The organism is Ottowia sp. (assembly GCF_035325765.1).
Lineage (GTDB): Bacteria > Pseudomonadota > Gammaproteobacteria > Burkholderiales > Burkholderiaceae_C > Ottowia.
In genome coordinates this window covers 40,445-61,353 of record NZ_DAOKZG010000018.1, presented here as the reverse complement: position 1 = coordinate 61,353, position 20,909 = coordinate 40,445, and the positions used below count along the sequence as shown (strand labels likewise).

Genomic DNA, 20,909 nt, shown 5'->3' with positions numbered 1-20,909 from the left:
CGCTTCATCCTCGACGTGAACGACGAATTCGGCACCACCATCGTGCTGATCGAGCACGACATGGGCGTGGTCATGGACATCAGCGACCGCGTGGTGGTGCTGGACTACGGCAAGAAGATCGGCGATGGCGCGCCCGAGGAGGTGCAGCGCAACCCCGAGGTGATCCGCGCCTACCTGGGCACGGGCGGTTGAGGCAGCGGACGGGCAAGGACCATGGGATTCTTCCTCGAGACACTGATCGGCGGCCTGATGACGGGCGTGCTGTACGCGCTGGTGGCGCTCGGCTTCGTGCTGATCTACAAGGCCTCCAGCGTGTTCAACTTCGCGCAGGGCATCATGGTGCTGTTCGCGGCGCTGGCGATGGCGCGCTTTTCGGAGTGGATCCCGGGCTGGCTGGGGCTGGACAACAAGATCGTGGTCAACGTGCTGGCCTTTGCCGGCGCCGCGGTGCTGATGTTCGTGCTGGCCTGGCTGGTCGAGCGCCTGGCGCTGCGCCACCTCGTGAACCAGCCCGAGGCGACCCTGCTGATGGTCACCATCGGCATCGGCTTCTTCCTCGAGGGCTTCGGCCAGTCGGTGTTCGGCAGCAACGTCTACAACATCGACATCGGCATGCCCAAGGACCCGATCTTCCTGCTCCAGGGCGTGTTCGAGGGCGGCCTGCTGGTCGATTCCCAGGAGTTGGCGGCTGCCGTGATCGCGGCCCTGCTGGTGACGGCGCTGGTGCTGTTCTTCCAGAAGACCAAGACCGGCCGCGCGCTGCGCGCCGTGGCCGACGACCACCAGGCGGCGCAGTCGGTCGGCATCCCGCTGTCGCGCATGTGGGTCATCGTCTGGTTCGTCGCCGGCCTGGCGGCGCTGGTGGCCGGCATGGTCTGGGGCAGCAAGCTGGGCGTGCAGTTCTCGATCTCGACACTGGCGCTGCGCGCGCTGCCGGTGGTGATCCTGGGCGGCCTGACCTCGGTGCCGGGCGCCATCGTCGCCGGCCTGATCGTCGGCGCCGGCGAGAAGCTGTCCGAGGTCTACATCGGCCCCTTCGTCGGCGGCGGCATCGAGGTGTGGTTCGCCTACGTGCTGGCCCTGGTGGTGCTGCTGGTGCGGCCGCAGGGGCTGTTTGGCGAGAAGATCATTGACCGGGTGTGAAAGGAGCTGCTCCCCATGTCGCTTCGCTCCTCCCCCAAGAGGGCCGCACCCGTGGCTGGCCTGTTGCGCGGCCGTCGGAGTGCGGTCGCTCGGCCCGTCGCGCATGACGTGCGGCGCAATGGCTGACTGAGAAGACCATGTTTTATCGCGAAAACGGCCAGTTCAAGACCAGCTACCGGGCGGACCAGCAGATCTTCCCGATCCTGCAGGACCGGGTGGCGATCGGGGCGCTGCTCGTCGTGGCCTTCCTCGTGGTGCCCTTCTTCGCCAGCAACTACATGTTCTCGGCGATCCTGATCCCGGTCGTGATCCTGTCGCTGGCGGCGCTTGGCACCAACATCCTGATCGGCTACTGCGGGCAGATCTCGCTGGGCTCCGGCGCCTTCATGGCGGTGGGCGCCTACGGCGCCTACAACCTGATCATGCGCGTGCCGGGCACGCCGCTGATCGTCGCGCTGCTGATGGGCGGCGTCTTCGCGGCGCTGTTCGGCGTGGTGTTCGGCCTGCCGAGCCTGCGCGTCAAGGGCCTGTACCTGGCCGTCACGACGCTGGCGGCGCAGTTCTTCGCCGACTGGATGTTCTACCGCGTCAAGTGGCTCACCATGGACAGCCCGTCCATCTCGGTGACCGCGCCCGACCTGAGCTTCTTCGGCCTGTCGCTGGAGAGCTATGCGGCGAAGTACCTGTTCTGCCTGTTGCTGCTGGCCGTGCTGGCGCTGGCCTGCAAGAACCTGGTGCGCAGCGCGATCGGGCGCGAATGGATGGCGATCCGCGACATGGACGTGGCCGCCGCGGTGATCGGCATCCGCCCCGTCTACGCCAAGCTGACGGCGTTCGCCGTCAGCAGCTTCATCATCGGCATCGCCGGCGCGCTCTGGGGCTTCTTCTACCTGGGCTCCTGGGAGCCCGCGGCCTTTGGCCTGGAGATGTCGCTGGAGCTGCTGTTCATGATCATCATCGGCGGGCTCGGCTCCATCATGGGCAACTTCATCGGTGCCGCGTTCATGGTCGTGCTGCCGATCCTGATCCGCCGCGGCCTGCCCATGCTCGGCGACCTGGTGGGCCTGCCGCTGGGCACGGCCGCCGCCGCGCACCTGGAGCTGATGCTGTTTGGCGTGCTCATCGTCTGGTTCCTGATCGTGGAGTCGCACGGCCTGGCGCGCCTGTGGTCCACCGGCAAGCAGAAGCTGCGTCTGTGGCCCTTCCCGCATTGAACCTGAAAACGGCAGTTGACCGCTTGCCTTCTTCACGAGAGCCGCATGAACCTTGACTTCCGCTGCTTCGATCACCTCCACCTGTCGGGTGAGCGCGTCCAACTGCCGTTTTTGGGTTGAAAGAATGGAACACCCCCGTGACTCCACTCGCTGCGCGATGTTGCGCCTTCCCCATGAGCATCGCTCGGCCGCCCGAAGATGCGAAGGCCCCCTCGGGGGCAGCGCAGCGTGGGGGCTTGTCAGCGGGGCGCAGCCCGTGGCCAGGGAAACCCCGGCCACGGCTGCCGCTGGCGTGGCCTGCTCCGCGGCCTTCGGGGCTGCCATGGGCGGCTCAATGACTGAACTGTTTTTTTACCTGGCCCACTGACTTCAATTTTACCTGGCCCACTGACTTCAAAGGAGATGACCATGAAGCGATTGACTACCCTGCTGACCGCGACTGCCGTGGCAGCGGCCATGACGATGGCGCCTGTCTCGGCCATGGCCCAGGCCGAGCAGTACGCGCCCGTGCTTTCGTACCGCACCGGGCCCTACGCGCCCAACGGCATTCCGGTGGCCAACGGTACCGTGGACTACCTCAAGCTGGTCAATGCCAAGGGCGGCATCAACGGTGTCAAGTTCCGCATCGAGGAGTGCGAGTTCGCCTACGACACCACCAAGGGCATCGAGTGCTACGAGCGCATGAAGGGCCAGCACGGCGGGGCCGCGATCGTGCAGTCGATCTCCACCGGCGTGACCAACGCCCTGCTCAAGAAGGCACCCGAGGACAAGATCTCGCTGATCATCGCCGGCTACGGCACGCCGGCGGCGGCCGACGGACGGGTCTTCAAGTGGGTGTTCCCCATGATCCCGAACTACTTCGTCGCAGCCGACGTGATGATGCAGGCCATCGGCGACAAGGCCGGCGGCCTGGACAAGCTCAAGGGCAAGAAGATCGACTACGTCTACATGGACGCGCCGTTCGGTCACGAGTTCATGCCGGTGTTCGACGCCTATGCCGCCAAGTACGGCTTCACCCTCGGCAAGCTGCCGGTCACCGCGCCTGGGCTGGACCAGAAGTCCACCTGGCTGCAGGTGCGTCGTGACCAGCCCGACTACGTGCTCTACGTCGGCTACGGCGTGATGAACCCGACGGCGCTGAAGGAGGCGCAGTCGGTGGGCTACCCGCGCGAGAAGATGTATGCCTTCTGGTGGGCGGGCTCGGAGTCCGACGTCAAGGGTGTGGAGGAAGCCGCCAAGGGCTACAACGCCGCCGCCCTGCAGGCCAGCGCCAACCGCGACGCCAAGGTCATCAAGGACGTGCAGGAGACGCTCTACGCCAAGGGCCAGGGCACGGCGGAAGACCCCAAGACGGTGGGTGACGTGCTCTACGTGCGCGGCCTGATCACCGGCATGCTCACGGCCGAGACGGTGCGCATCGCGCAGGAGAAGTTCGGCAAGGGCAAGCCCATCACGGGCGAGCAGGCCCAGTGGGCGCTCGAACACTTCGAGCTGACGCCCCAGCGCATCGAGGAGCTGGGCTTCACCGGCATCCTGCAACCCCTGAAGACCACCTGCTCGCAGCACATGGGCTCGTACGCCGCGCGCATGTCGGTGTGGGATGGCAAGGAGTGGAAGATCAACAGCGACTGGTACGAGGGCAACCGCGAGATCATCGATCCGCTGATCAAGCAGTTCGCCGACAAGTACGCGGCCGACAACAAGATCGAACCGCGCCAGTGCGCCGACTGATCGCGCGACGCCGTTCACGCTGCGCGACACCTGGGCAGGCCTGGCCTGCCCGGGCGGCCGCGCGGTTTGAACCCGGAACCGCGATCGACTGCTCGTGAACGTCTCGAGGCCCGCCCTGGATGCTGACTTTCTCGCCCTTGCCGGCGGCCACCTGTCGGGTGAGTGCGCCATGCACCCGCCCGCACCGTGCCGGCCGCGCCATGCGGTGCTGCTCGCCCGAGCGCACAGGAATGCGCGGCGCCCACGCTCTTGCCCGGCACGCCCGTCCCGGCATGGACGGGTGCATCCAGCCGCGGTTTCTTGGTTGAACACGGACCCGACAAGATGAGTGAACAGGCCTCTTCCGCGCTGCTCGAAGTCAACGGCATCGAGGTCATCTACAACCACGTGATCCTGGTGCTCAAGGGCGTCTCGCTCACGGTCCCCCAGGGGGCCATCGTCGCCATCCTGGGCGGGAACGGCGCCGGCAAGACCACGACCTTGCGCGCGATTTCCAATCTGCTCAAGGGCGAGCGCGGCGAAGTCACCAAGGGCAGCATCGAATACCGCGGCGAGCGCGTGCAGGACCTGGGCCCGGCCGAACTCGTCAAGCGTGGCGTGGTGCAGGTGATGGAAGGCAGGCATTGCTTCGCCCACCTGACGATCGAGGAAAACCTGCTCACGGGCGCCTACACGCGGCGCGACAAGGGCGAGATCGCCGCCAACCTGGAGCGCGTCTACAACTACTTCCCGCGCCTGAAGGAGCGGCGCAGGAGCCAGGCCGCCTACACCTCGGGCGGCGAGCAGCAGATGTGCGCGATCGGTCGCGCGCTGATGAGCAACCCCAGGGTGGTGCTGCTGGACGAGCCGTCGATGGGGCTGGCGCCGCAGCTGGTGGAGGAGGTCTTCAACATCGTGCAGAGCCTGAACGCCAATGAGCGCACGACCTTCCTGCTGGCCGAGCAGAACGCCAGCGTGGCGCTCAAGTACGCGGGCTACGGCTACATCCTGGAGAGCGGTCGCGTCGTCATGGATGGCAGTGCCGAGGTGCTGGCGGGCAACCAGGACGTGCGCGAGTTTTACCTGGGCATGGGTGGCGATGGGCGCAAGAGCTTTCGCGATGTCAAGAGCTACAAGCGGCGCAAGCGTTGGCTGGCGTAGGGATGACGCTCCCCCTGTGTCGCTGCGCTCCTTCCCCCGGAGGGGGACGCACCCAGTGGCCAGGGAGACCCCGGCCACGGGTGCCCACGCATGGCCTGCTCCGCGGCCTTTGGGCCTTCTCTCAGTGGGGGAGGTCGGATGGATTGGTCTGCCGCGCTGGGTTTATTGCGCCCTCTCCCAGGGGGAGGGAGGGACGGGGTGAGGGCCTCCCTGCATTACGCTGCGGTGCCGCCCGCCGAGCGATTCCCACGCGACAGTGGCTGGCTTCGCTTCATGAATCGCACCCGACAACAACCTGAATCACTGGAGTCGCTGCATGCGCGAATTCTTCGATGATCTTGAAACGCGCGCGCCGGCCGAGCGCGAGGCGTCGCTGATGGCGGCGCTGCCGCGCCAGATCGCGCATGCGCAGGCGCGCAGCGCGGCGATGGCCGAGATCCTGGCCGGGGTGGATGCGGCAGCCGTCACCTCGCGTGCCGCGCTGGCTCGCCTGCCGGTGACGCGCAAGAGCGAGCTGCTGGCGCGCCAGCAGGCCAGCCGAGCCGCCGGGCGCGATGCCTTTGGCGGCTTTGCCGCCGTGGGCTGGGGCGCGGCGATGCGGCGCGTCTACGCCAGCCCGGGACCGATCTACGAACCCGAGGGCACGGCCACCGACTACTGGCGCACCGCGCGCGCGCTCTACGCGGCCGGCTTTCGCGCCGGTGACCTGGCGCACAACGCCTTCAGCTACCACATGACGCCCGGCGCCTTCATCGTCGAGTCGGGAGCTCTGGCGCTTGGTTGCACCGTGTTCCCGGCGGGCACCGGCCAGACCGAGCAGCAACTGCAGGCCATCACCGAACTGCGGCCCAACGCCTACATCGGCACGCCCAGCTTCCTGCGCATCCTGCTGGAGAAGGCCGAGGAGGGGGGCGTCGACCTGCGCTGCCTGAGCAAGGGCATGGTCAGCGCCGAGCCGTTCCCGCCCAGCTTGCGCGACTGGTTTGCCGAACGCGGCATCACCGCCTACCAGAGCTATGCCACCGCCGACATCGGCCTGATCGCCTACGAAACGCTGGCACGCGAGGGTCTGGTGCTGGACGAGGGCGTGATCGTCGAGATCGTGCGTCCCGGCACGGGCGATCCGGTGGGCGAGGGCGAAGTGGGCGAACTGGTGGTCACGGTGCTGAACCCGGACTACCCCCTGATCCGCTTCGGCACCGGCGACCTGTCGGCGGTGCTGCCCGGCGCGTGCCCGACCGGGCGCACGAATGTCCGCATCCGGGGCTGGATGGGGCGCGCCGACCAGACCACCAAGGTGCGTGGCCTGTTCGTGCATCCGGGGCAGGTGGCCGAGGTGGTCAAGCGCTTCCCCGAGGTGAGCAGGGCGCGCCTGGTGGTGAGTGGCGAGATGGCACGCGACGAGATGACGCTGCGGGTCGAATGCCCCGGCGCCGAGGGCCTGGCGGCGCGCATTGCCGAGGCCGTGCGCGATGTCACCAAGCTGCGCTGCGAGGTCGAGCTGGTGGCGCCGGGCAGCCTGCCCAACGACGGCAAGGTGATCGAGGACGCGCGCAGCTACCGGTGAGGCGGCGGTGCGTGCGCCCACCCGCTGAACCGACACCCGTGCGCCCGCGCCTGCGCCTGGTTGATTCGATCACGGAGCTCGTGCCGGGCCAGGATGCCGGCTGCATTGCCGTGAGTGGCTCGCATGGCGGCATCAGCTCGGCGCAGTACGCCTGGGCCGCGCGGCCGCTGCTGGCGGTGTTCAACGATGCGGGAGTCGGCAAGGACCGGGCCGGCCTGGCGGCGCTGGAGTTCCTGCAGGGCCATGGCATCGCCGCCTGTACCGTCGCGCACGACAGCGCGCGCATCGGCGAGGCGCGCAGCACGCTCGAAGAGGGGCGGATCAGCCATGTGAATGCGCTGGCGCTGGCCCTCGGCGCGGCGCCGGGGCAGTCCTGCCGGGCGCTGCTCGATGCGCTGCGGGGCGGCACCGGCGACGCCGCCGGCAATTGAGGCCGCGCCTCGGCACGGCGCGTCGCCATGTGCGCCTGCGTCAACCGGCCGCGGTGCGCGGCCGCCCGCCCGAGCGCCGCTCCCTCGAACGACGCATGAACTTGCCGCACCCCGCAGGCCAGGGGGTGCAGGCCTGGCCGGAGCCAGCCGAGGCCATCGGTCGGCCGGCCCGGATCAGACTCCCCAGACCACGTCCTTGCCGGCGGCGCTGCTGCGCTCCAGCAGCTCGATGAACGGGGCGGCGCGGCGCCGCAGGGTCACCGGGTCTTCGTGATCGGCCGGGTCCTGGCTGGGATCCTGGTCTGCCTGGCCGTGTTGCTCGGGGTGGGCCTCGCGGCGCTGGATTTCCGCGCGCAGCGCCGCGATCGCGGGGCCGCATTGTTCGACCGTGATGATGCCGGTCGGCCCGGCGCTCTTGCCGATGATTTTCAGCAGCTCCTCGGCATTGGGCTGCAACATGACGACGTCGCCGGTCGCCTGGGACTTGAACTTGTAGAGCATGGTCAGAACCTCCGAGTGCCAGCGTATCAGGAGCGTACGGGGCGATTGTCACCGATCAGGGTAATTCCCTAGAAGTTCCAAGCGCCCGGTGCTTGACAGCAATTCATTGAAGATTAAACTATTCATGTCTAAACACAAACGCACCGGAGACTCAGCATGAAAATCGTCTGCATTGGCGGCGGTCCGGCCGGCCTGTATTTCGCCCTGCTCATGAAGCGTGAGAACCCCGCGCATGACATCACCGTGGTCGAGCGCAACCGCCCGTACGACACGTTCGGCTGGGGCGTGGTGTTTTCCGACGCCACCATGGAGAACATGCGCGTGTGGGACAGGCAGTCCGCCGACGAGATCCAGCAGGCGTTCAACCACTGGGATGACATCGAGATGCTGTTCAAGGGCGAGGTGGTGCGCTCGGGCGGTCACGGCTTCGTCGGCATCGGCCGCAAGCTGCTGCTCAACATCCTGCAGGCGCGTTGCGAGCAGATCGGCATCAAGCTGGTGTTCGAGCGCGACGTCGACTCGGACGCCGAGTTCCGCGACGCCGACCTGATCATTGCCAGCGACGGCATCAACTCGAAGATCCGCACGCTGCACGAGGACCAGTTCAAGCCGACCCTGATCCGGCGCCCCAATCGCTTCATCTGGCTGGGCACGAACAAGCTGTACGACGCCTTCACCTTCATCTTCGAGAAGACCGAGCACGGCTGGTTCCAGGCCCACATCTACAAGTTCGACGAGAACACCTCGACCTTCATCGTCGAGTGCCCGGAGTACGTCTGGCTGGCGCATGGCCTCGACCAGGCGACGCAGGAAGAGTCGATTGCGTTCTGCGAGAAGCTGTTCGCCAGCAATCTGCAGGGCGAGAAGCTGATGAGCAATGCCCGCCACCAGCGCGGCTCGGCGTCCTGGATCAACTTCACCGACGTCGAGTGCGACCAGTGGTGGTTCAGGAACGAGAACGGCTCCTACGTGGTGCTCATGGGCGATGCCGTGCACACGGCGCACTTCGCCATCGGCTCGGGCACCAAGCTGGCGCTGGAGGACGCGATGGAGCTCACCAGCGAGTTCATCCGCCACGGCGACCGGCCGGAGCAGATCGAACAGGTGCTGACCAACTACCAGGAAGAGCGCAAGGTCGGCGCGCTGCGCGTCAAGAACGCGGCGCGCAACGCGATGGAATGGTTCGAGGTGTGCGGCCAGCGCTACCTCGACCACCTGGAAGCGCCGCAACTGATGTATTCGCTGCTCACGCGCAGCCAGCGCATCAGCCACGAGAACCTGCGCCTGCGCGACCGCAAGTGGCTGGAAGGCTACGAGCGCTGGTTCGCCCGGCGCGATGGCCTGGATGAGCCGGACAACGCAACGCCGCCGCCGCCGATGTTCACGCCGCTGATGGTGCGTGGCGTGACGCTGAAGAACCGCGTCATGGTCTCGCCGATGGCACAGTACTCGTGCGAGGATGGCGTGCCGGGCGAGTATCACCTGGTGCACCTCGGAGCCCGCGCCATGGGCGGCGCCGCGATGGTGATGGCCGAGATGACCTGCATCACGCCGGAAGGCCGCATCACCCCCGGTTGTCCCGGGATCTACAACGCCGAGCAGAAGGCCGCCTGGAAGCGCATCGCCGACTGGATCCACGCCCATTCGGACGCCCGGTTCGCGATGCAGATCGGCCACGCCGGCCCCAAGGCCTCGACGCGCCGGGCCTGGGACGGCACCGACCTGCCGCTGGAAGACGCAGCGGCCAACTGGCCGATCGTCTCGGCCTCGCCGATTCCCTACATCCCCGGGGTCAGCCAGACGCCCAAGGAACTCGATCACGCCGAAATGGAGGTGATCAAGCAGCAGTTCGTGCAGGCCGCGCGCGACGCGCACGAGATCGGCGCCGACTGGCTCGAGCTGCACTGCGCGCACGGCTACCTGCTGTCGGCCTACATCTCGCCGCTCACCAACCAGCGCCGTGACGAATACGGCGGCAGCCTGGAGAACCGACTGCGCTACCCGATCGAGGTGTTTCGCGCCATGCGCGCCGCCTGGCCCGAGGACAAGCCGATGTCGGTGCGCATCTCGGCCACCGACTGGGTGGAGGGCGGCATCACCGGCGATGACGCGGTCGAGATCGCCAAGGCCTTCAAGGCCGCCGGCGCCGACCTGATCGACTGCTCTACCGGCCAGGTGAGCAAGAAGGAAAAGCAGGTGTTCGGCCGCATGTGGCAGACGCCCTACGCGGACCGCATCCGCCAGGAGGCGGGCATCGCCACCATCGCCGTCGGTGCCATCACCGAGGCGGACCACGTCAACAGCATCATCGCCGCCGGCCGCGCCGACCTGTGCGCCATTGCACGTCCGCACCTGGCGAATCCGGCCTGGACGCTGACCGAGGCGGCGAAGATCGGCTACACGGACGTGCAGTGGCCCCGGCCCTACTTCCTGGGCAAGCGCCCCTACGAGGCAGGCTTCGCGCGCCAGCGCGCCACGGCCGAGCAGACCGTGGCCATCCCGAAGCCGGTGGTTGCCTGAGCGGGGCGATGGCGGCCATGACGGATCCAGCCTGGGCGCAGCGCCATGCGCTGGTCACCGGCGGCGGGCGCGGCATCGGCCGCGCCGTGACGCAGGCCTTGCTGGGCACCGGCGCCCGCGTCACGGTGCTGGGGCGCAGTGCGCTGGACGGGCCGGGGCTGGCCGCGCTGGCCGGCAGCGACGCCGGCGCCGCCCGACTGCATGCGGTGGCGGCCGACGTGGCAGACGCCGAAGCGCTGGCGCGCGCCTTCGCGGTGGCGCGCCAGCGCTTCGGCAGCATCGACACCCTGGTCAACAACGCCGGCCAGGCCAGCAGCGCGCCGGTGCTCAAGACCGACGCGGCGCTGTGGCAGCGCATGCTGGCCATCAACCTGACGGGTACCTGGCTGTGTACCCAGCAGGCCCTGCCCGACATGCTGGCCGCCGGCTGGGGCCGCATCGTCAACGTGGCCAGCACGGCGGCCCAGCGCGGCTACGCCTACGTGAGTGCCTACTGCGCGGCCAAGCATGGCGTGCTGGGGCTGACGCGTTCGCTCGCGCTCGAGCTGGCGACCAGGGGGGTGACGGTGAACGCCGTCTGCCCCGGCTACACCGAGACCGACCTGCTGGCGGGCAGTGTTGCCGATATCATCGCCAAGACCGGCCGCACCGAGGCCCAGGCGCGCGCGGAGCTCGCGGCCGGCAATCCGCAGCGGCGCCTGATCCAGCCGGCCGAAGTGGCGAGCGCCGTGCTGTGGCTGTGCCAGCCAGGCAGTGCGTCGATCACCGGCCAGGCGATTTCCGTCAGTGGCGGGGAGGTGATGTAAGTTGCAAACCCTGGATCTGGAAGCGCGTGCGCACGCGGAACACCCCGATGAGTTGCGCCTGTGGCTGCGCCTGCTGGCCTGCACCCAGCTCATCGAGCGCGACTTGCGCACGCACCTGCGCGCGGAGTTCGACACGACCCTGCCGCGCTTCGACCTCATGGCCCAGCTCGAGCGCGCGCCCGAGGGCCTGCGCATGAACGAGCTGTCGCGCCGCATGATGGTGACCGGCGGCAACGTGACCGGCATCACCGACCAGCTCGAGCGCGAAGGCCTGGTCGAACGCGTGGTGCTGGAGAGCGATCGGCGGGCCTTCCTGGTGCGGCTGACGCCCAAGGGGCGCAAGCTGTTCCGGTCCATGGCCGAAGCCCACGAGGCCTGGGTCGTCGACGCCTTCGGAGGACTGGCGCCGACCGAGATCGCCGCCTTGTACCAGTTGCTGGGCAAGGTCAAGCAACATTACCTGGAGATGACGTGAAGCACTACGTTCCCGACAGCAACCCGATGCGTTCGCAGTATGGTGCGCGCGCGGCCTATGCGCCCCGCCACTTCGCCTGGCAGTGCGACGCCGAGGGCGTGGCCACGATCACGCTGAACCGCCCGGAGCGCAAGAATCCGCTGACCTTCGACAGCTACGCGGAGCTGCGCGACCTGTTCCACGGCCTGCGCTACGCCACCGACGTCAAGGTGGTGGTGGTGACCGGAGCGGGAGGCAATTTCTGCTCGGGCGGCGACGTGCACGAGATCATCGGCCCGCTGACGAAGATGAGCATGCCCGAGCTGCTGGAGTTCACGCGCATGACGGGCGACCTGGTGAAGGCCATGCGGGGCTGCCCGCAGCCGATCGTCGGCGCCATCGATGGCGTGTGCGCCGGCGCCGGCGCCATGATGGCGCTGGCCTGCGACCTGCGCTACGGCACGGCCGCCACCCAGACCGCCTTCCTGTTCACGCGCGTCGGCCTGGCCGGTGCCGACATGGGTGCCTGCGCGCTGCTGCCACGCATGATCGGCCAGGGTCGCGCCAGCGAACTGCTGTTCACCGGGCGCGCCATGAACGCCCAGGAAGGCCTGGTCTGGGGTTTTTTCAACGCGTTGCACGACAGCAGCGAGTTGCTCGCCAGGGCGCAGGATGTGGCGCGCAAGCTGGCGGCCGGGCCGACCTTCGCGCACGGCATGACCAAGACCATGCTGGGCCAGGAATGGTCGATGACCATCGAGCAGGCGATCGAGGCCGAGGCGCAGGCGCAGGCCATCTGCATGCAGACGCAGGACTTCCGCCGCGCCTACGAGGCCTTTGCCGCCAGGCAGAAGCCGGTGTTCGGCGGGGATTGAAGACCAACAGCTAGGACGCAGGGGGCGCAAAAGAGAATTTCAGGTTTCTTCTGCGTCCTGTGCGAATCCTCAGCGCCCTCTGCGTACGGTATCTTGAATCCGAGTCCAACCCATGATCCCCAGCACCGCCCATCTGAACCTGCCGTTCTTTGACGCCGCGCACCGCGACATCGCCGCCCGCCTGCCGGCCTGGATCGCCGCGCAGCAGGTGGATGAAAGCGACGACCGCGCCGCCTGCCGCGACTGGGTGCGGCGCCTGGGCGCGGGCGGCTGGCTGCGCTATTGCGTGCCGGGCGACAGCGGCGGCGCGCTGGCGCAGCTGGACTCGCGCGCGCTGGTGCTGCTGCGCGAGACGCTGGCGTTCCATTCGCCGCTGGCCGACTTCGCCTTCGCCATGCAGGGCCTGGGCAGCGGCGCGATCTCGCTGGCCGGCAGCGCGGCGCAGCGCCAGGCCTATCTGCCGCAGGTGGCGCGCGGCGACCGGATCGCGGCCTTCGCGCTGTCGGAGCCGGACGCCGGCTCGGACGTGGCCGCCTTGCAGCTGCAGGCGACGGCGGTGCCGGCGGATGGCTCCTGGCGGCTCGACGGCAGCAAGACCTGGATCAGCAACGGCGGCATTGCCGACTTCTACTGCGTGTTCGCCAAGACCGATCCGCAGGGCGGCAGCCGTGGCATCAGCGCCTTCATCGTCGATGCCGACGCACCCGGGCTGGACGCCAGCCAGCACATCCCGCTGCTGGCGCCGCATCCGCTGGCCACGCTGGTGTTCGACCAGTGCCGGGTCGATGGCGGCCAGTTGCTGGGCACGCCGGGCGGCGGCTTCAAGCTGGCCATGCAGACCCTCGACATCTTCCGGGCCAGCGTGGCCGGGGCGGCGCTGGGCATGGCGCGCCGTGCGCTGGCCGAGGCCATCGCCCACGCCAGGAAGCGCCGCATGTTCGGGCAGACCCTGGCCGACTTCCAGCTCACCCAGGCGAAGCTGGGCGAGATGGCGGCCCTGGTCGACGCCGGCGCCCTGCTCACCTACCGCGCCGCCTGGATGCGCGATACCGACCAGGGCGATCGTCCGCAGCGCACCGTGGCCGCCGCCATGGCCAAGATGACGGCGACCGAGAACGCCCAGCGCGTGATCGACATGGGGCTGCAGATGCACGGCGGCCTGGGCGTGATGGTGGGCAGCAAGGTCGAATCGCTGTACCGCGACATCCGCGCGCTGCGCATCTACGAGGGTGCGACCGAGGTGCAGCAACTCATCATCGGCAAGAGCGTTTTGCAGGAGACATCGACATGAGCATTTCATCCGCACAAACCGATCGCTATGTGCACGACCGCCTGCCGCCGCGCGAGCAGTGGCCCGAGTTCCGCTACGACCTGCCCGAGTTGCAGATTCCGGACCAGGCCAATGTCGTGACCACGCTGTTCGACGCCGCGCGCGCCAACGGCTGGGGCAACAACCTGCTGCTGCGCTCACCCGGCGAGACCTACACCTACGCCGAGGCCGAGGCGCAGGTGAACCGCATGGCCGAGATGCTGATCAAGGACTTCAAGCTGGAGCCCGGCAACCGCGTGCTGCTGCGCGGCGGCAATTCGATCGGCATGGCGCTGGCCTGGCTGGCCACGGTGAAGGCCGGCCTGATCGTGGTGCCGACCATGCCGCTGCTGCGCGCGGTCGAACTGAGCAAGGTGATCGACAAGGCCCGGCCGGCGCTGGCGCTGTGCGAGGTCGGCCTGCTCAAGGAGATGGTGCTGGCGGCGGCGGATGCGAAGGACAAGCTGCCGGTGGTCGCATTCGGCGATCCGAAGCGCGAGGACGGCGTCGAGCAGCGTGCCGCGCGCCGCTCGCCCGATTACGCGGGCTGCGCCACGGCCGCGGATGACATCGCCCTGCTGGCCTTCACCAGCGGCACCACCGGCGTGCCCAAGGCAGTCATCACCACGCACCGCGACATCCTGGCGGCATGCAATGCCTGGCCGCGTCACGTGCTCAAGGCCACGCCCAGCGACGTCGTGGCCGGCTCGCCGCCGCTGGCCTTCACCTTCGGCACCGGGGGCCTGCTGATCTATCCGATGTGGGCCGGCGCTTCGGTGTATTACCCCGACGTCCGCTTCAATCCCGAGACCATGGTGCGCAAGATGCGCGACAACGGCATCACCATCTGCTACACGGCGCCGACCTTCTATCGCCAGATGGCGCCCTACGTCAAGGCACTGGGCATCCCCAGCCTGCGCATCTGCGTGAGCGCCGGCGAAGCGCTGCCGGACGCCACGCGCCAGCTCTGGAAGGAGGCCACCGGCATCGAGATGCTGGACGGCATCGGCGGCACGGAGATGTGGCACATCTACATCTCCGCAGCGGGCAAGGATGTGCGGCCGGGCTCGATCGGCAAGGTCGTGCCCGGCTATCAGGCGCGCGTGGTGGATGGCAACGACAACGAAGTACCCCGCGGCACCGTGGGGCGCCTGGCCGTGATCGGTCCGACGGGCTGCCGCTACATGGACGATGCGCGCCAGACCCACTACGTGTCCAGCGGCTGGAATCACCCGGGCGATTCGTTCATCCAGGACGAGGACGGCTACTTCCACTACCAGGCGCGCGACGACGACATGATCGTCACGGCCGGCTACAACGTCGGGGGTCCCGAGGTCGAGGACTGCCTGCTCACGCATCCGGCGGTGGCGGAGTGCGGGGTGGTGGGCAAGCCCGACGCCGTGCGCGGCATGATCATCAAGGCCTTCATCGTGCTGCGCGCCGGCAACCCCAGCAACGAGGCCATGGCCGAGCAGCTGCAGGACTACGTGAAGAAAAGCATCGCGCCCTACAAGTATCCGCGCGAGATCGAGTTTCTAACCGCGCTGCCGCGCACCGAGACCGGCAAGCTGCAGCGCTTCAAGCTGAGGGAGATGGCATGACGTTCAAGCTGATTCAACCCGAGGGCTGGGCGCCTGCCAAGGGCTACGCCAACGGCATCGCGGCGCGCGGCACGCAGGTCTTCGTCGGTGGGCAGATCGGCTGGAATGCCCAGCAGCAGTTCGAGACCGACGACTTCATCGAGCAGGTGCACCAGACGCTGCGCAACGTCGCCGACGTGCTGCGTGCCGCCGGCGCCGGCCCCGAGCACATGGTGCGCATGACCTGGTACGTGATCGACCGCGTCGAATACAACGCCCGCCTGAAGGAGCTTGGCGGTGTCTACCGCGACGTCATGGGCAAGAACTTCCCGGCCATGACCTGCGTGCAGGTGGCGGCGTTGATGGAGGCGCGCGCCAAGGTCGAGATCGAGGTCACGGCCGTCATCCCCGATTGATTTCCCCCCTTGCCGACCGGAGTTTCCATGTCCACCACCAAGACCCCCTTCAGTTGGGACGATCCCTTCGCCCTGCGCGCGCAGCTCACCGACGACGAGCGCGCCGTGCAGGACGCGGCGCACGCCTACTGCCAGGAAAAGCTGCTGCCGCGCGTGCAGCAGGCCTTTCGCAAGGAGCAGACCGACCCGGCGATCTTTCGCGAGATGGGCGAGCTGGGCCTGCTGGGCCCGACCATCCCCGAGTCGTACGGCGGCGCCGGCCTGGGCTACGTCGCCTACGGCCTGATCGCGCGCGAGGTCGAGCGCGTCGACTCCGGCTACCGCTCGATGATGAGCGTGCAGTCGTCCCTCGTGATGGTGCCGATCCACGAGTTCGGCAACGAGGCGACCAGGAAGAAATACCTGCCCCGGCTCGCCACCGGCGAGTGGATCGGCTGCTTCGGCCTCACGGAGCCGAACCACGGCTCGGACCCCGGCAGCATGGCCACGCGCGCGAAGAAGGTCGATGGCGGCTACCTGCTTTCGGGCAGCAAGATGTGGATCAGCAACAGCCCGATCGCCGACGTCTTTGTCGTCTGGGCCAAGGACGAAGCCGGACAGATCCGCGGCTTCGTGCTGGAAAAGGGCTGGAAGGGCCTTTCCGCCCCCGCCATCCACGGCAAGGTCGGCCTGCGCGCCAGCATCACCGGTGAAATCGTCATGGACGAGGTGTTCTGCCCCGAGGAAAACGCCTTCCCCGAGGTGCGCGGCTTGAAGGGCCCCTTCACCTGCCTGAACAGCGCGCGCTTCGGCATCGCCTGGGGTGCGCTGGGCGCGGCCGAGGACTGCTACGCCCGCGCGCGCCAGTACGTCATGGATCGTCAGCAGTTCGGCAAGCCGCTGGCGGCCAACCAGCTGATCCAGAAGAAGCTGGCCGACATGCTGACCGAAATCACGCTCGGCCTGCAGGGCTGCCTGCGCCTGGGGCGCCTGAAGGACGAGGGCAACCCCGCGGTCGAGCTGACCTCGATCGTCAAGCGCAACAGTTGCGGCAAGGCGCTGGACATCGCCCGCCTGGCGCGCGACATGATGGGGGGCAACGGCATCAGCGACGAGTTCGGCGTGGCCCGCCACCTGGTCAACCTGGAAGTGGTCAACACCTACGAGGGCACGCACGACATCCACGCGCTGATCCTGGGGCGGGCCATCACCGGCATCGCGGCGTTCTGACGCTCCTGGTGTCACCCGCGCCGGCGGCGCCGGCCGTCCCGGCGCCTTGATCACACCGCGACATGCAGCAACTTGACCCTCCCCAGGCTCCGCGTTTCGAGCGCGTCTATTCGATCCGCTTTTCGCACTGCGACCCGGCCGGCATCATCTTTTTCCCGCAGTACCTGGTCCTGTTCAACCACCTGGTCGAGGACTGGTTCACCGAAGGGCTGGGCATCGACTACGCGCGGATGCTGGGCGAGCGGCGCATCGGCCTGCCGATCGTGCGGCTGGAATGCGATTTCCGTGCCATCAGTCGCATGGGCGAGGCCGTGGCCTTCGGCCTGGAGGCCGAGCGCATCGGCGGGCGTTCGCTGACCCTGGCGCTGCAGGCGCGCCGGGGCGCGGAGTTGCGCGTGGCGTCGCGCCAGGTGCTGGTGTTCACCGATCTGCAGGATCACAAGTCGATCGACATTCCCGCCGACGTGCGTGCCGCCCTGGCCCGGGGGGCCTAGGCCGGGCGGCGCATGACTGGCGCGGATTCGTTACAGTGCTCGCCGTGAGCGCCGCCGAATTCAGTGCCCTGCTGTTGCTGTTCGCCGCAGCCACCTTCACGCCGGGGCCCAACACCACGCTGGCGACGGCGCTCGCCGCCAATCGGGGCCTGCGCGGTTCGCTGCACTTCGTCTGCGCGGTGCCGGCTGGCTGGGTCGTGCTGCTGCTGCTGTGCGGCGTCGGCCTGGGCGCGCTGGTGCTGGCGCTGCCAGCCCTGCGCTGGGGCATCCTGGGCGTGGGCGTGGCCTACATGCTGTGGCTCGCGGCGCGGCTGGCGCGCAGCGGCACCTTGGGCCAGGCCGACGCGCGCCAGCTTGACGTCAGCTTCCTCGAGGGCGTGGGCCTGCAGTTCCTGAACGTCAAGGTCTGGCTGCTGGCGCTGACGGCGGTGGCGGGCTGGGTGGTCGGCCATCCGGACTGGCTGGCGCGGCTGGCCTGGACGCTCGCGCTGATGGTGGTGTTCGGCTTTTCCAGCAACTTCACGTATGCGCTGGTGGGCTCGCTGCTGCGCGGCTGGCTGGCGCGCGGCCGCCGCCTGCTCTGGTTCAACCGGCTGATGGCGCTGGCGCTGGTGCTGACGGCGGCCTGGATGGCCTGGAGCGCGCTGGCCATCCCGGCGCCGGAGCTGGCCGGGTGAGCACGCCGGAGGCGGCGCGGCGCCAGCGCCTGGGCTTCTGGCTCGGGGTGCTGGGGGTGACGCTGTTTGCCGTCACCCTGCCGGCCACGCGCATGGCCACCGGCTCCGACAGCGCGCCGCAACTCTCGCCCAGCTTCGTCACGGCCGCGCGCGCGGCGCTGGCCGGCCTGCTGTCGCTGGCCTTCCTGCTGCTGACCCGTTCGCCCTGGCCGCGCCGGTCGCATTGGCGCTGGCTGATGCTGGCGGTGGCCGGCAACCTGACCGGCTTTCCCCTGCTGGTGGCGCTGGCGCTGCGCAGCGTCACCGCCGTGCACGGCGCGGTGATCCTGGCGCTGCTGCCGCTGGCGACGGCCGCCGCCGCGGCGCTGCTGCTGCGCCAGCGCGAGCGGCTGGGCTTCTGGCTCTGCGCGATGCTGGGTTGCGTGCTGGTGGTGCTCTATGCCTGGCTGCGTGCGCGCGCCGAAGGGGCGTTCCACCTCGCACCCGCCGACCTGCTGCTGCTCGGCGCGGTGATTGCCGCGGCCGTTGGCTACGTGGCCGGCGCCCAGGTGACGCCCGAACTGGGCGCCGAGCGGGTGATCTGCTGGATGTGCCTGCTCGGCCTGCCGCTGTCCGTGCCGCTGACCTGGTGGCTGTGGCCGGACGCGGCGGCCCAGGCGCGCGTGCAACTGCCGGCCTGGCTCGGGCTGGCCTACGTCGGCGCGGTCTCGATGTGGTCGGGCATGTTCATCTGGCTGCGCGGGCTGGACTGGGGCGGCGCGCTGCGCGTGAGCCAGGTGCTCCTGCTGCAACCCTTCCTGACCATGTTGTTCGCGGTGCCGCTGCTGGGCGAGCGGCTGGATGCCGTGTCGCTCGGCTTTGCCGCGGCGGTGGTGCTGACGGTGTTCATCGGCCGGCGCCTCACGCTGCCCGCCGCGGCCGCCGTGGCCGACAATGGGCCGGTGCCGGATGCTCGCTGAACTCCCGAGCGCGGACGCTGCGGGTGAACATCGAGGATTCGTCGTGAGTGAAGAAGCAGCAGTGCATGCGGGGCTGGACCACCTGGTGGTCCTGGCGGACACGCTGGAGCAGGGCGCGGCCTGGTGCGAGCGCGTGCTGGGCGTGCCGGCCGGGCCGGGCGGTCGACATGCGCAGTTCGGAACCCACAATCGCCTGCTGGCGATCGGCTCGACGGCGTTTCCGCTGGCCTACCTGGAGATCATCGCGATCGATCCGCAGACCGACCGCGCCGTCATGCGGCCGGGTCCGCGCTGGTTCGACATGGACGACGCGCACCTGCAGGAGCGGGTGCGCACGCAGGGGCCGAGCCTGATCCACTGGGTGGCGCGCGTGCCCGACGCGGCGGCCGTGGCTGCTGCCTGGGCCGACCGAGGCCTGGAGCGTGGTCCCGTGCTGGACGCCAGCCGCATGACCCCGGCCGGCGCGCTGCGCTGGCGCATCACTGTGCGGCCGGACGGCCAGCGGCTGCTGGACGGCTGCCTGCCGACCCTGATCCAGTGGGGCGGCGTGCATCCGTCCCACGACATGTCCGCCAGCGGCGTGACCCTGGCCGCGTTGCGCCTGCAGCATCCCGATGCGGACGTGCTGCAGCAGGCGCTGGCACTGGCCGGCCTGGACCCAGGGCAGGTCGAGGTGGCAGCGCAGTCGCGGCTGCGCGCCGAGCTGATGACGCCGCGCGGGCGCGTGGTGCTGGATTCCCTGCAGCCGGGAGGCGTTGCCGATGAAGGAGACCGACCATGAGTGATGCCGCATTTGCCTTCCCCACGGCCGGCGAGATCGCCGCCGCGGCCGAGGTCGTGTACCGCGAGTTTGCCGCGACGCCGCAGTACCGCTGGGCCCTGCTGAGCGAACGCCTGGGCACCGCGTGCTGGGTCAAGCACGAGAACCATACGCCCGTCGGGGCGTTCAAGATTCGCGGCGGACTGACCTTCTTCGAGGCCCTGGCGCGCCGCGGGGCGCTGCCGGACGCGGTGTTCAGCGCCACGCGCGGCAACCATGGCCAGAGCATCGGCTGGGCGGCACGCGCGCACGGCGTGCGCTGCACCATCGTGGTGCCGCGCGGCAACTCGCCCGAAAAGAACGCCGCCATGCGCGCGCTGGGCGTCGAACTGGTCGAGCACGGCGACGATTTCACCGCCGCCGCCGACCATGCGCAGGCGCTGGCCGCCGCGCGCGGCGGCCTGATGGTGCCGAGCTTTCACCGCGACCTGGTGCTGGGGGTGGCCACCTACTGGTGGGAATTCCTGCGCGCCGTGCCGCGGCTCCAGGTGGCCTACGTGCCGATCGGCCTGGGTTCGGGCGCCTGCGGGCTGCTGGCAGCCAAGGCGGCGCTCGGGCACGCGGTGCGCGTGGTCGGCGTGGTGAGCAGCGGCGCCACCACTTACGCCGACTCGCTGGCCGCCGGCCGCGTCGTCGAGTCGCCAGCCACGACGCAGCTGGCCGACGGCATGGCCGTGCGTCGTGCCCACCCCGACGCGCTGGCGTTGCTGGCGCGCGGCCTGGATCACGTGGTGCAGGTGGGCGACGCCGAGGTGGCCGCCGCCATGCGCGCGCTCTACGTCGACACGCACAACCTGGCCGAGGGTGCCGGCGCCGCGGCGCTGGCCGCAGCCCTGCAGGAGCGCGAGCGGCTCGCTGGGCAGGTGGTCGGCATCGCGCTCACCGGGGCCAACGTCGACGCCACGGTATTCGCCCGCGTGCTGAACGGCGCCTCACGTTGAAGTGAAACCCCCTGTGGCGCGGCGCGCCCTCCCCCTGGAAGGGGGACGCACCCGTGGCCAGGGAGACCCCGGCCACGGGTGCCCCGGCTGGCCTGCTCCGCGGCCGTCGGAGGCGCGTCGCT

20 protein-coding genes and 1 pseudogene are annotated in these 20,909 nt (G+C 69.1%); 20 read left to right on the top strand and 1 reads right to left on the bottom strand.

Annotated elements, in window-relative coordinates:
• From PKA16_RS08220 to PKA16_RS08190, 7 genes and pseudogenes are all read left to right on the top strand, one after another.
• Nucleotides 1-192 (top strand): annotated as a pseudogene (locus PKA16_RS08220) (ABC transporter ATP-binding protein); the annotation flags it as partial.
• Between the two features lie 21 nt (nucleotides 193-213).
• On the top strand, nucleotides 214-1,143 hold the full coding sequence (locus PKA16_RS08215) for a branched-chain amino acid ABC transporter permease (protein ID WP_324402164.1): 930 nt from the start codon (nucleotides 214-216) through the stop codon (nucleotides 1,141-1,143).
• Nucleotides 1,144-1,280: 137 nt separating this feature from the next.
• Complete coding sequence (locus PKA16_RS08210) at nucleotides 1,281-2,357, top strand: branched-chain amino acid ABC transporter permease (RefSeq protein ID WP_324402162.1); 1,077 nt, start codon at nucleotides 1,281-1,283, stop codon at nucleotides 2,355-2,357.
• A gap of 408 nt (nucleotides 2,358-2,765) precedes the next feature.
• Nucleotides 2,766-4,088, top strand: coding sequence for an ABC transporter substrate-binding protein (locus PKA16_RS08205; RefSeq protein WP_324402160.1), 1,323 nt, complete (start codon nucleotides 2,766-2,768; stop codon nucleotides 4,086-4,088).
• A 324-nt stretch (nucleotides 4,089-4,412) separates the two neighbouring features.
• A complete protein-coding gene (locus PKA16_RS08200) occupies nucleotides 4,413-5,228 on the top strand; it encodes an ABC transporter ATP-binding protein (protein ID WP_324402158.1) in 816 nt (271 codons plus the stop codon).
• Nucleotides 5,229-5,544: 316 nt separating this feature from the next.
• Nucleotides 5,545-6,795 carry an AMP-binding protein gene (locus tag PKA16_RS08195; protein ID WP_324402156.1) on the top strand — a complete coding sequence of 417 codons (1,251 nt, stop codon included), beginning with the start codon at nucleotides 5,545-5,547 and terminating at the stop codon, nucleotides 6,793-6,795.
• A gap of 11 nt (nucleotides 6,796-6,806) precedes the next feature.
• Nucleotides 6,807-7,226 carry a hypothetical protein gene (locus tag PKA16_RS08190; protein ID WP_324402153.1) on the top strand — a complete coding sequence of 140 codons (420 nt, stop codon included), beginning with the start codon at nucleotides 6,807-6,809 and terminating at the stop codon, nucleotides 7,224-7,226.
• Between the two features lie 174 nt (nucleotides 7,227-7,400).
• Here the strand turns inward: PKA16_RS08190 and PKA16_RS08185 are convergent, their stop codons facing one another.
• A complete protein-coding gene (locus PKA16_RS08185; protein ID WP_324402151.1) occupies nucleotides 7,401-7,727 on the bottom strand; it encodes a DUF1840 domain-containing protein in 327 nt (108 codons plus the stop codon).
• A 156-nt stretch (nucleotides 7,728-7,883) separates the two neighbouring features.
• Here PKA16_RS08185 and PKA16_RS08180 point away from each other — a divergent pair, with 156 nt between their 5' ends.
• The 13 genes from PKA16_RS08180 (at nucleotide 7,884) to PKA16_RS08120 (ending at nucleotide 20,787) form a co-directional block, all read left to right on the top strand.
• Nucleotides 7,884-10,247 carry a bifunctional salicylyl-CoA 5-hydroxylase/oxidoreductase gene (locus PKA16_RS08180; protein WP_324402149.1) on the top strand — a complete coding sequence of 788 codons (2,364 nt, stop codon included), beginning with the start codon at nucleotides 7,884-7,886 and terminating at the stop codon, nucleotides 10,245-10,247.
• Nucleotides 10,248-10,264: 17 nt separating this feature from the next.
• Entirely contained in the window at nucleotides 10,265-11,053 is a 789-nt protein-coding gene (locus PKA16_RS08175) for an SDR family NAD(P)-dependent oxidoreductase (RefSeq protein ID WP_324402147.1), read from the top strand.
• A gap of 10 nt (nucleotides 11,054-11,063) precedes the next feature.
• Entirely contained in the window at nucleotides 11,064-11,528 is a 465-nt protein-coding gene (locus tag PKA16_RS08170) for a MarR family transcriptional regulator (RefSeq protein ID WP_324402172.1), read from the top strand.
• On the top strand, nucleotides 11,525-12,382 hold the full coding sequence (locus PKA16_RS08165) for an enoyl-CoA hydratase family protein (RefSeq protein WP_324402145.1): 858 nt from the start codon (nucleotides 11,525-11,527) through the stop codon (nucleotides 12,380-12,382). The genes PKA16_RS08170 and PKA16_RS08165 overlap by 4 nt, the downstream gene beginning before the upstream one ends.
• 112 nt (nucleotides 12,383-12,494) lie before the next feature.
• Nucleotides 12,495-13,673 (top strand): acyl-CoA dehydrogenase, encoded by a 1,179-nt coding sequence (locus PKA16_RS08160; protein WP_324402143.1) that lies wholly within the window; start codon nucleotides 12,495-12,497, stop codon nucleotides 13,671-13,673.
• Nucleotides 13,670-15,292, top strand: coding sequence for an AMP-binding protein (locus tag PKA16_RS08155; RefSeq protein WP_324402141.1), 1,623 nt, complete (start codon nucleotides 13,670-13,672; stop codon nucleotides 15,290-15,292). The genes PKA16_RS08160 and PKA16_RS08155 overlap by 4 nt, the downstream gene beginning before the upstream one ends.
• Nucleotides 15,289-15,687 (top strand): RidA family protein, encoded by a 399-nt coding sequence (locus tag PKA16_RS08150; RefSeq protein ID WP_324402139.1) that lies wholly within the window; start codon nucleotides 15,289-15,291, stop codon nucleotides 15,685-15,687. The genes PKA16_RS08155 and PKA16_RS08150 overlap by 4 nt, the downstream gene beginning before the upstream one ends.
• Before the next feature lie 27 nt (nucleotides 15,688-15,714).
• Complete coding sequence (locus PKA16_RS08145; protein ID WP_324402137.1) at nucleotides 15,715-16,896, top strand: acyl-CoA dehydrogenase; 1,182 nt, start codon at nucleotides 15,715-15,717, stop codon at nucleotides 16,894-16,896.
• Nucleotides 16,897-16,958: 62 nt separating this feature from the next.
• Entirely contained in the window at nucleotides 16,959-17,390 is a 432-nt protein-coding gene (locus PKA16_RS08140; RefSeq protein ID WP_324402135.1) for a thioesterase family protein, read from the top strand.
• Between the two features lie 44 nt (nucleotides 17,391-17,434).
• Complete coding sequence (locus PKA16_RS08135) at nucleotides 17,435-18,067, top strand: LysE family transporter (protein ID WP_324402133.1); 633 nt, start codon at nucleotides 17,435-17,437, stop codon at nucleotides 18,065-18,067.
• Nucleotides 18,064-19,026: a DMT family transporter gene (locus PKA16_RS08130; RefSeq protein ID WP_324402131.1), complete on the top strand. Its 963-nt coding sequence runs from the start codon at nucleotides 18,064-18,066 to the stop codon at nucleotides 19,024-19,026. The genes PKA16_RS08135 and PKA16_RS08130 overlap by 4 nt, the downstream gene beginning before the upstream one ends.
• A gap of 43 nt (nucleotides 19,027-19,069) precedes the next feature.
• Nucleotides 19,070-19,807: a VOC family protein gene (locus tag PKA16_RS08125; protein WP_324402129.1), complete on the top strand. Its 738-nt coding sequence runs from the start codon at nucleotides 19,070-19,072 to the stop codon at nucleotides 19,805-19,807.
• Complete coding sequence (locus PKA16_RS08120) at nucleotides 19,804-20,787, top strand: threonine dehydratase (protein ID WP_324402127.1); 984 nt, start codon at nucleotides 19,804-19,806, stop codon at nucleotides 20,785-20,787. The genes PKA16_RS08125 and PKA16_RS08120 overlap by 4 nt, the downstream gene beginning before the upstream one ends.
• The last annotated feature ends 122 nt before the right edge of the window (nucleotides 20,788-20,909 follow it).

What these genes read in the sequence shown, in the direction of transcription:
- PKA16_RS08215 (WP_324402164.1), top strand. Translation starts at nt 214, where the DNA reads ATGGGATTCTTCCTCGAGACACTGATCGGCGGCCTGATGACGGGCGTG.
- PKA16_RS08210 (WP_324402162.1), top strand. Translation starts at nt 1,281, where the DNA reads ATGTTTTATCGCGAAAACGGCCAGTTCAAGACCAGCTACCGGGCGGAC.
- PKA16_RS08205 (WP_324402160.1), top strand. Translation starts at nt 2,766, where the DNA reads ATGAAGCGATTGACTACCCTGCTGACCGCGACTGCCGTGGCAGCGGCC.
- PKA16_RS08200 (WP_324402158.1), top strand. Translation starts at nt 4,413, where the DNA reads ATGAGTGAACAGGCCTCTTCCGCGCTGCTCGAAGTCAACGGCATCGAG.
- PKA16_RS08195 (WP_324402156.1), top strand. Translation starts at nt 5,545, where the DNA reads ATGCGCGAATTCTTCGATGATCTTGAAACGCGCGCGCCGGCCGAGCGC.
- PKA16_RS08185 (WP_324402151.1), bottom strand. Translation starts at nt 7,727, where the DNA reads ATGCTCTACAAGTTCAAGTCCCAGGCGACCGGCGACGTCGTCATGTTG.
- PKA16_RS08180 (WP_324402149.1), top strand. Translation starts at nt 7,884, where the DNA reads ATGAAAATCGTCTGCATTGGCGGCGGTCCGGCCGGCCTGTATTTCGCC.
- PKA16_RS08175 (WP_324402147.1), top strand. Translation starts at nt 10,265, where the DNA reads ATGACGGATCCAGCCTGGGCGCAGCGCCATGCGCTGGTCACCGGCGGC.
- PKA16_RS08160 (WP_324402143.1), top strand. Translation starts at nt 12,495, where the DNA reads ATGATCCCCAGCACCGCCCATCTGAACCTGCCGTTCTTTGACGCCGCG.
- PKA16_RS08155 (WP_324402141.1), top strand. Translation starts at nt 13,670, where the DNA reads ATGAGCATTTCATCCGCACAAACCGATCGCTATGTGCACGACCGCCTG.
- PKA16_RS08150 (WP_324402139.1), top strand. Translation starts at nt 15,289, where the DNA reads ATGACGTTCAAGCTGATTCAACCCGAGGGCTGGGCGCCTGCCAAGGGC.
- PKA16_RS08145 (WP_324402137.1), top strand. Translation starts at nt 15,715, where the DNA reads ATGTCCACCACCAAGACCCCCTTCAGTTGGGACGATCCCTTCGCCCTG.
- PKA16_RS08140 (WP_324402135.1), top strand. Translation starts at nt 16,959, where the DNA reads ATGCAGCAACTTGACCCTCCCCAGGCTCCGCGTTTCGAGCGCGTCTAT.
- PKA16_RS08120 (WP_324402127.1), top strand. Translation starts at nt 19,804, where the DNA reads ATGAGTGATGCCGCATTTGCCTTCCCCACGGCCGGCGAGATCGCCGCC.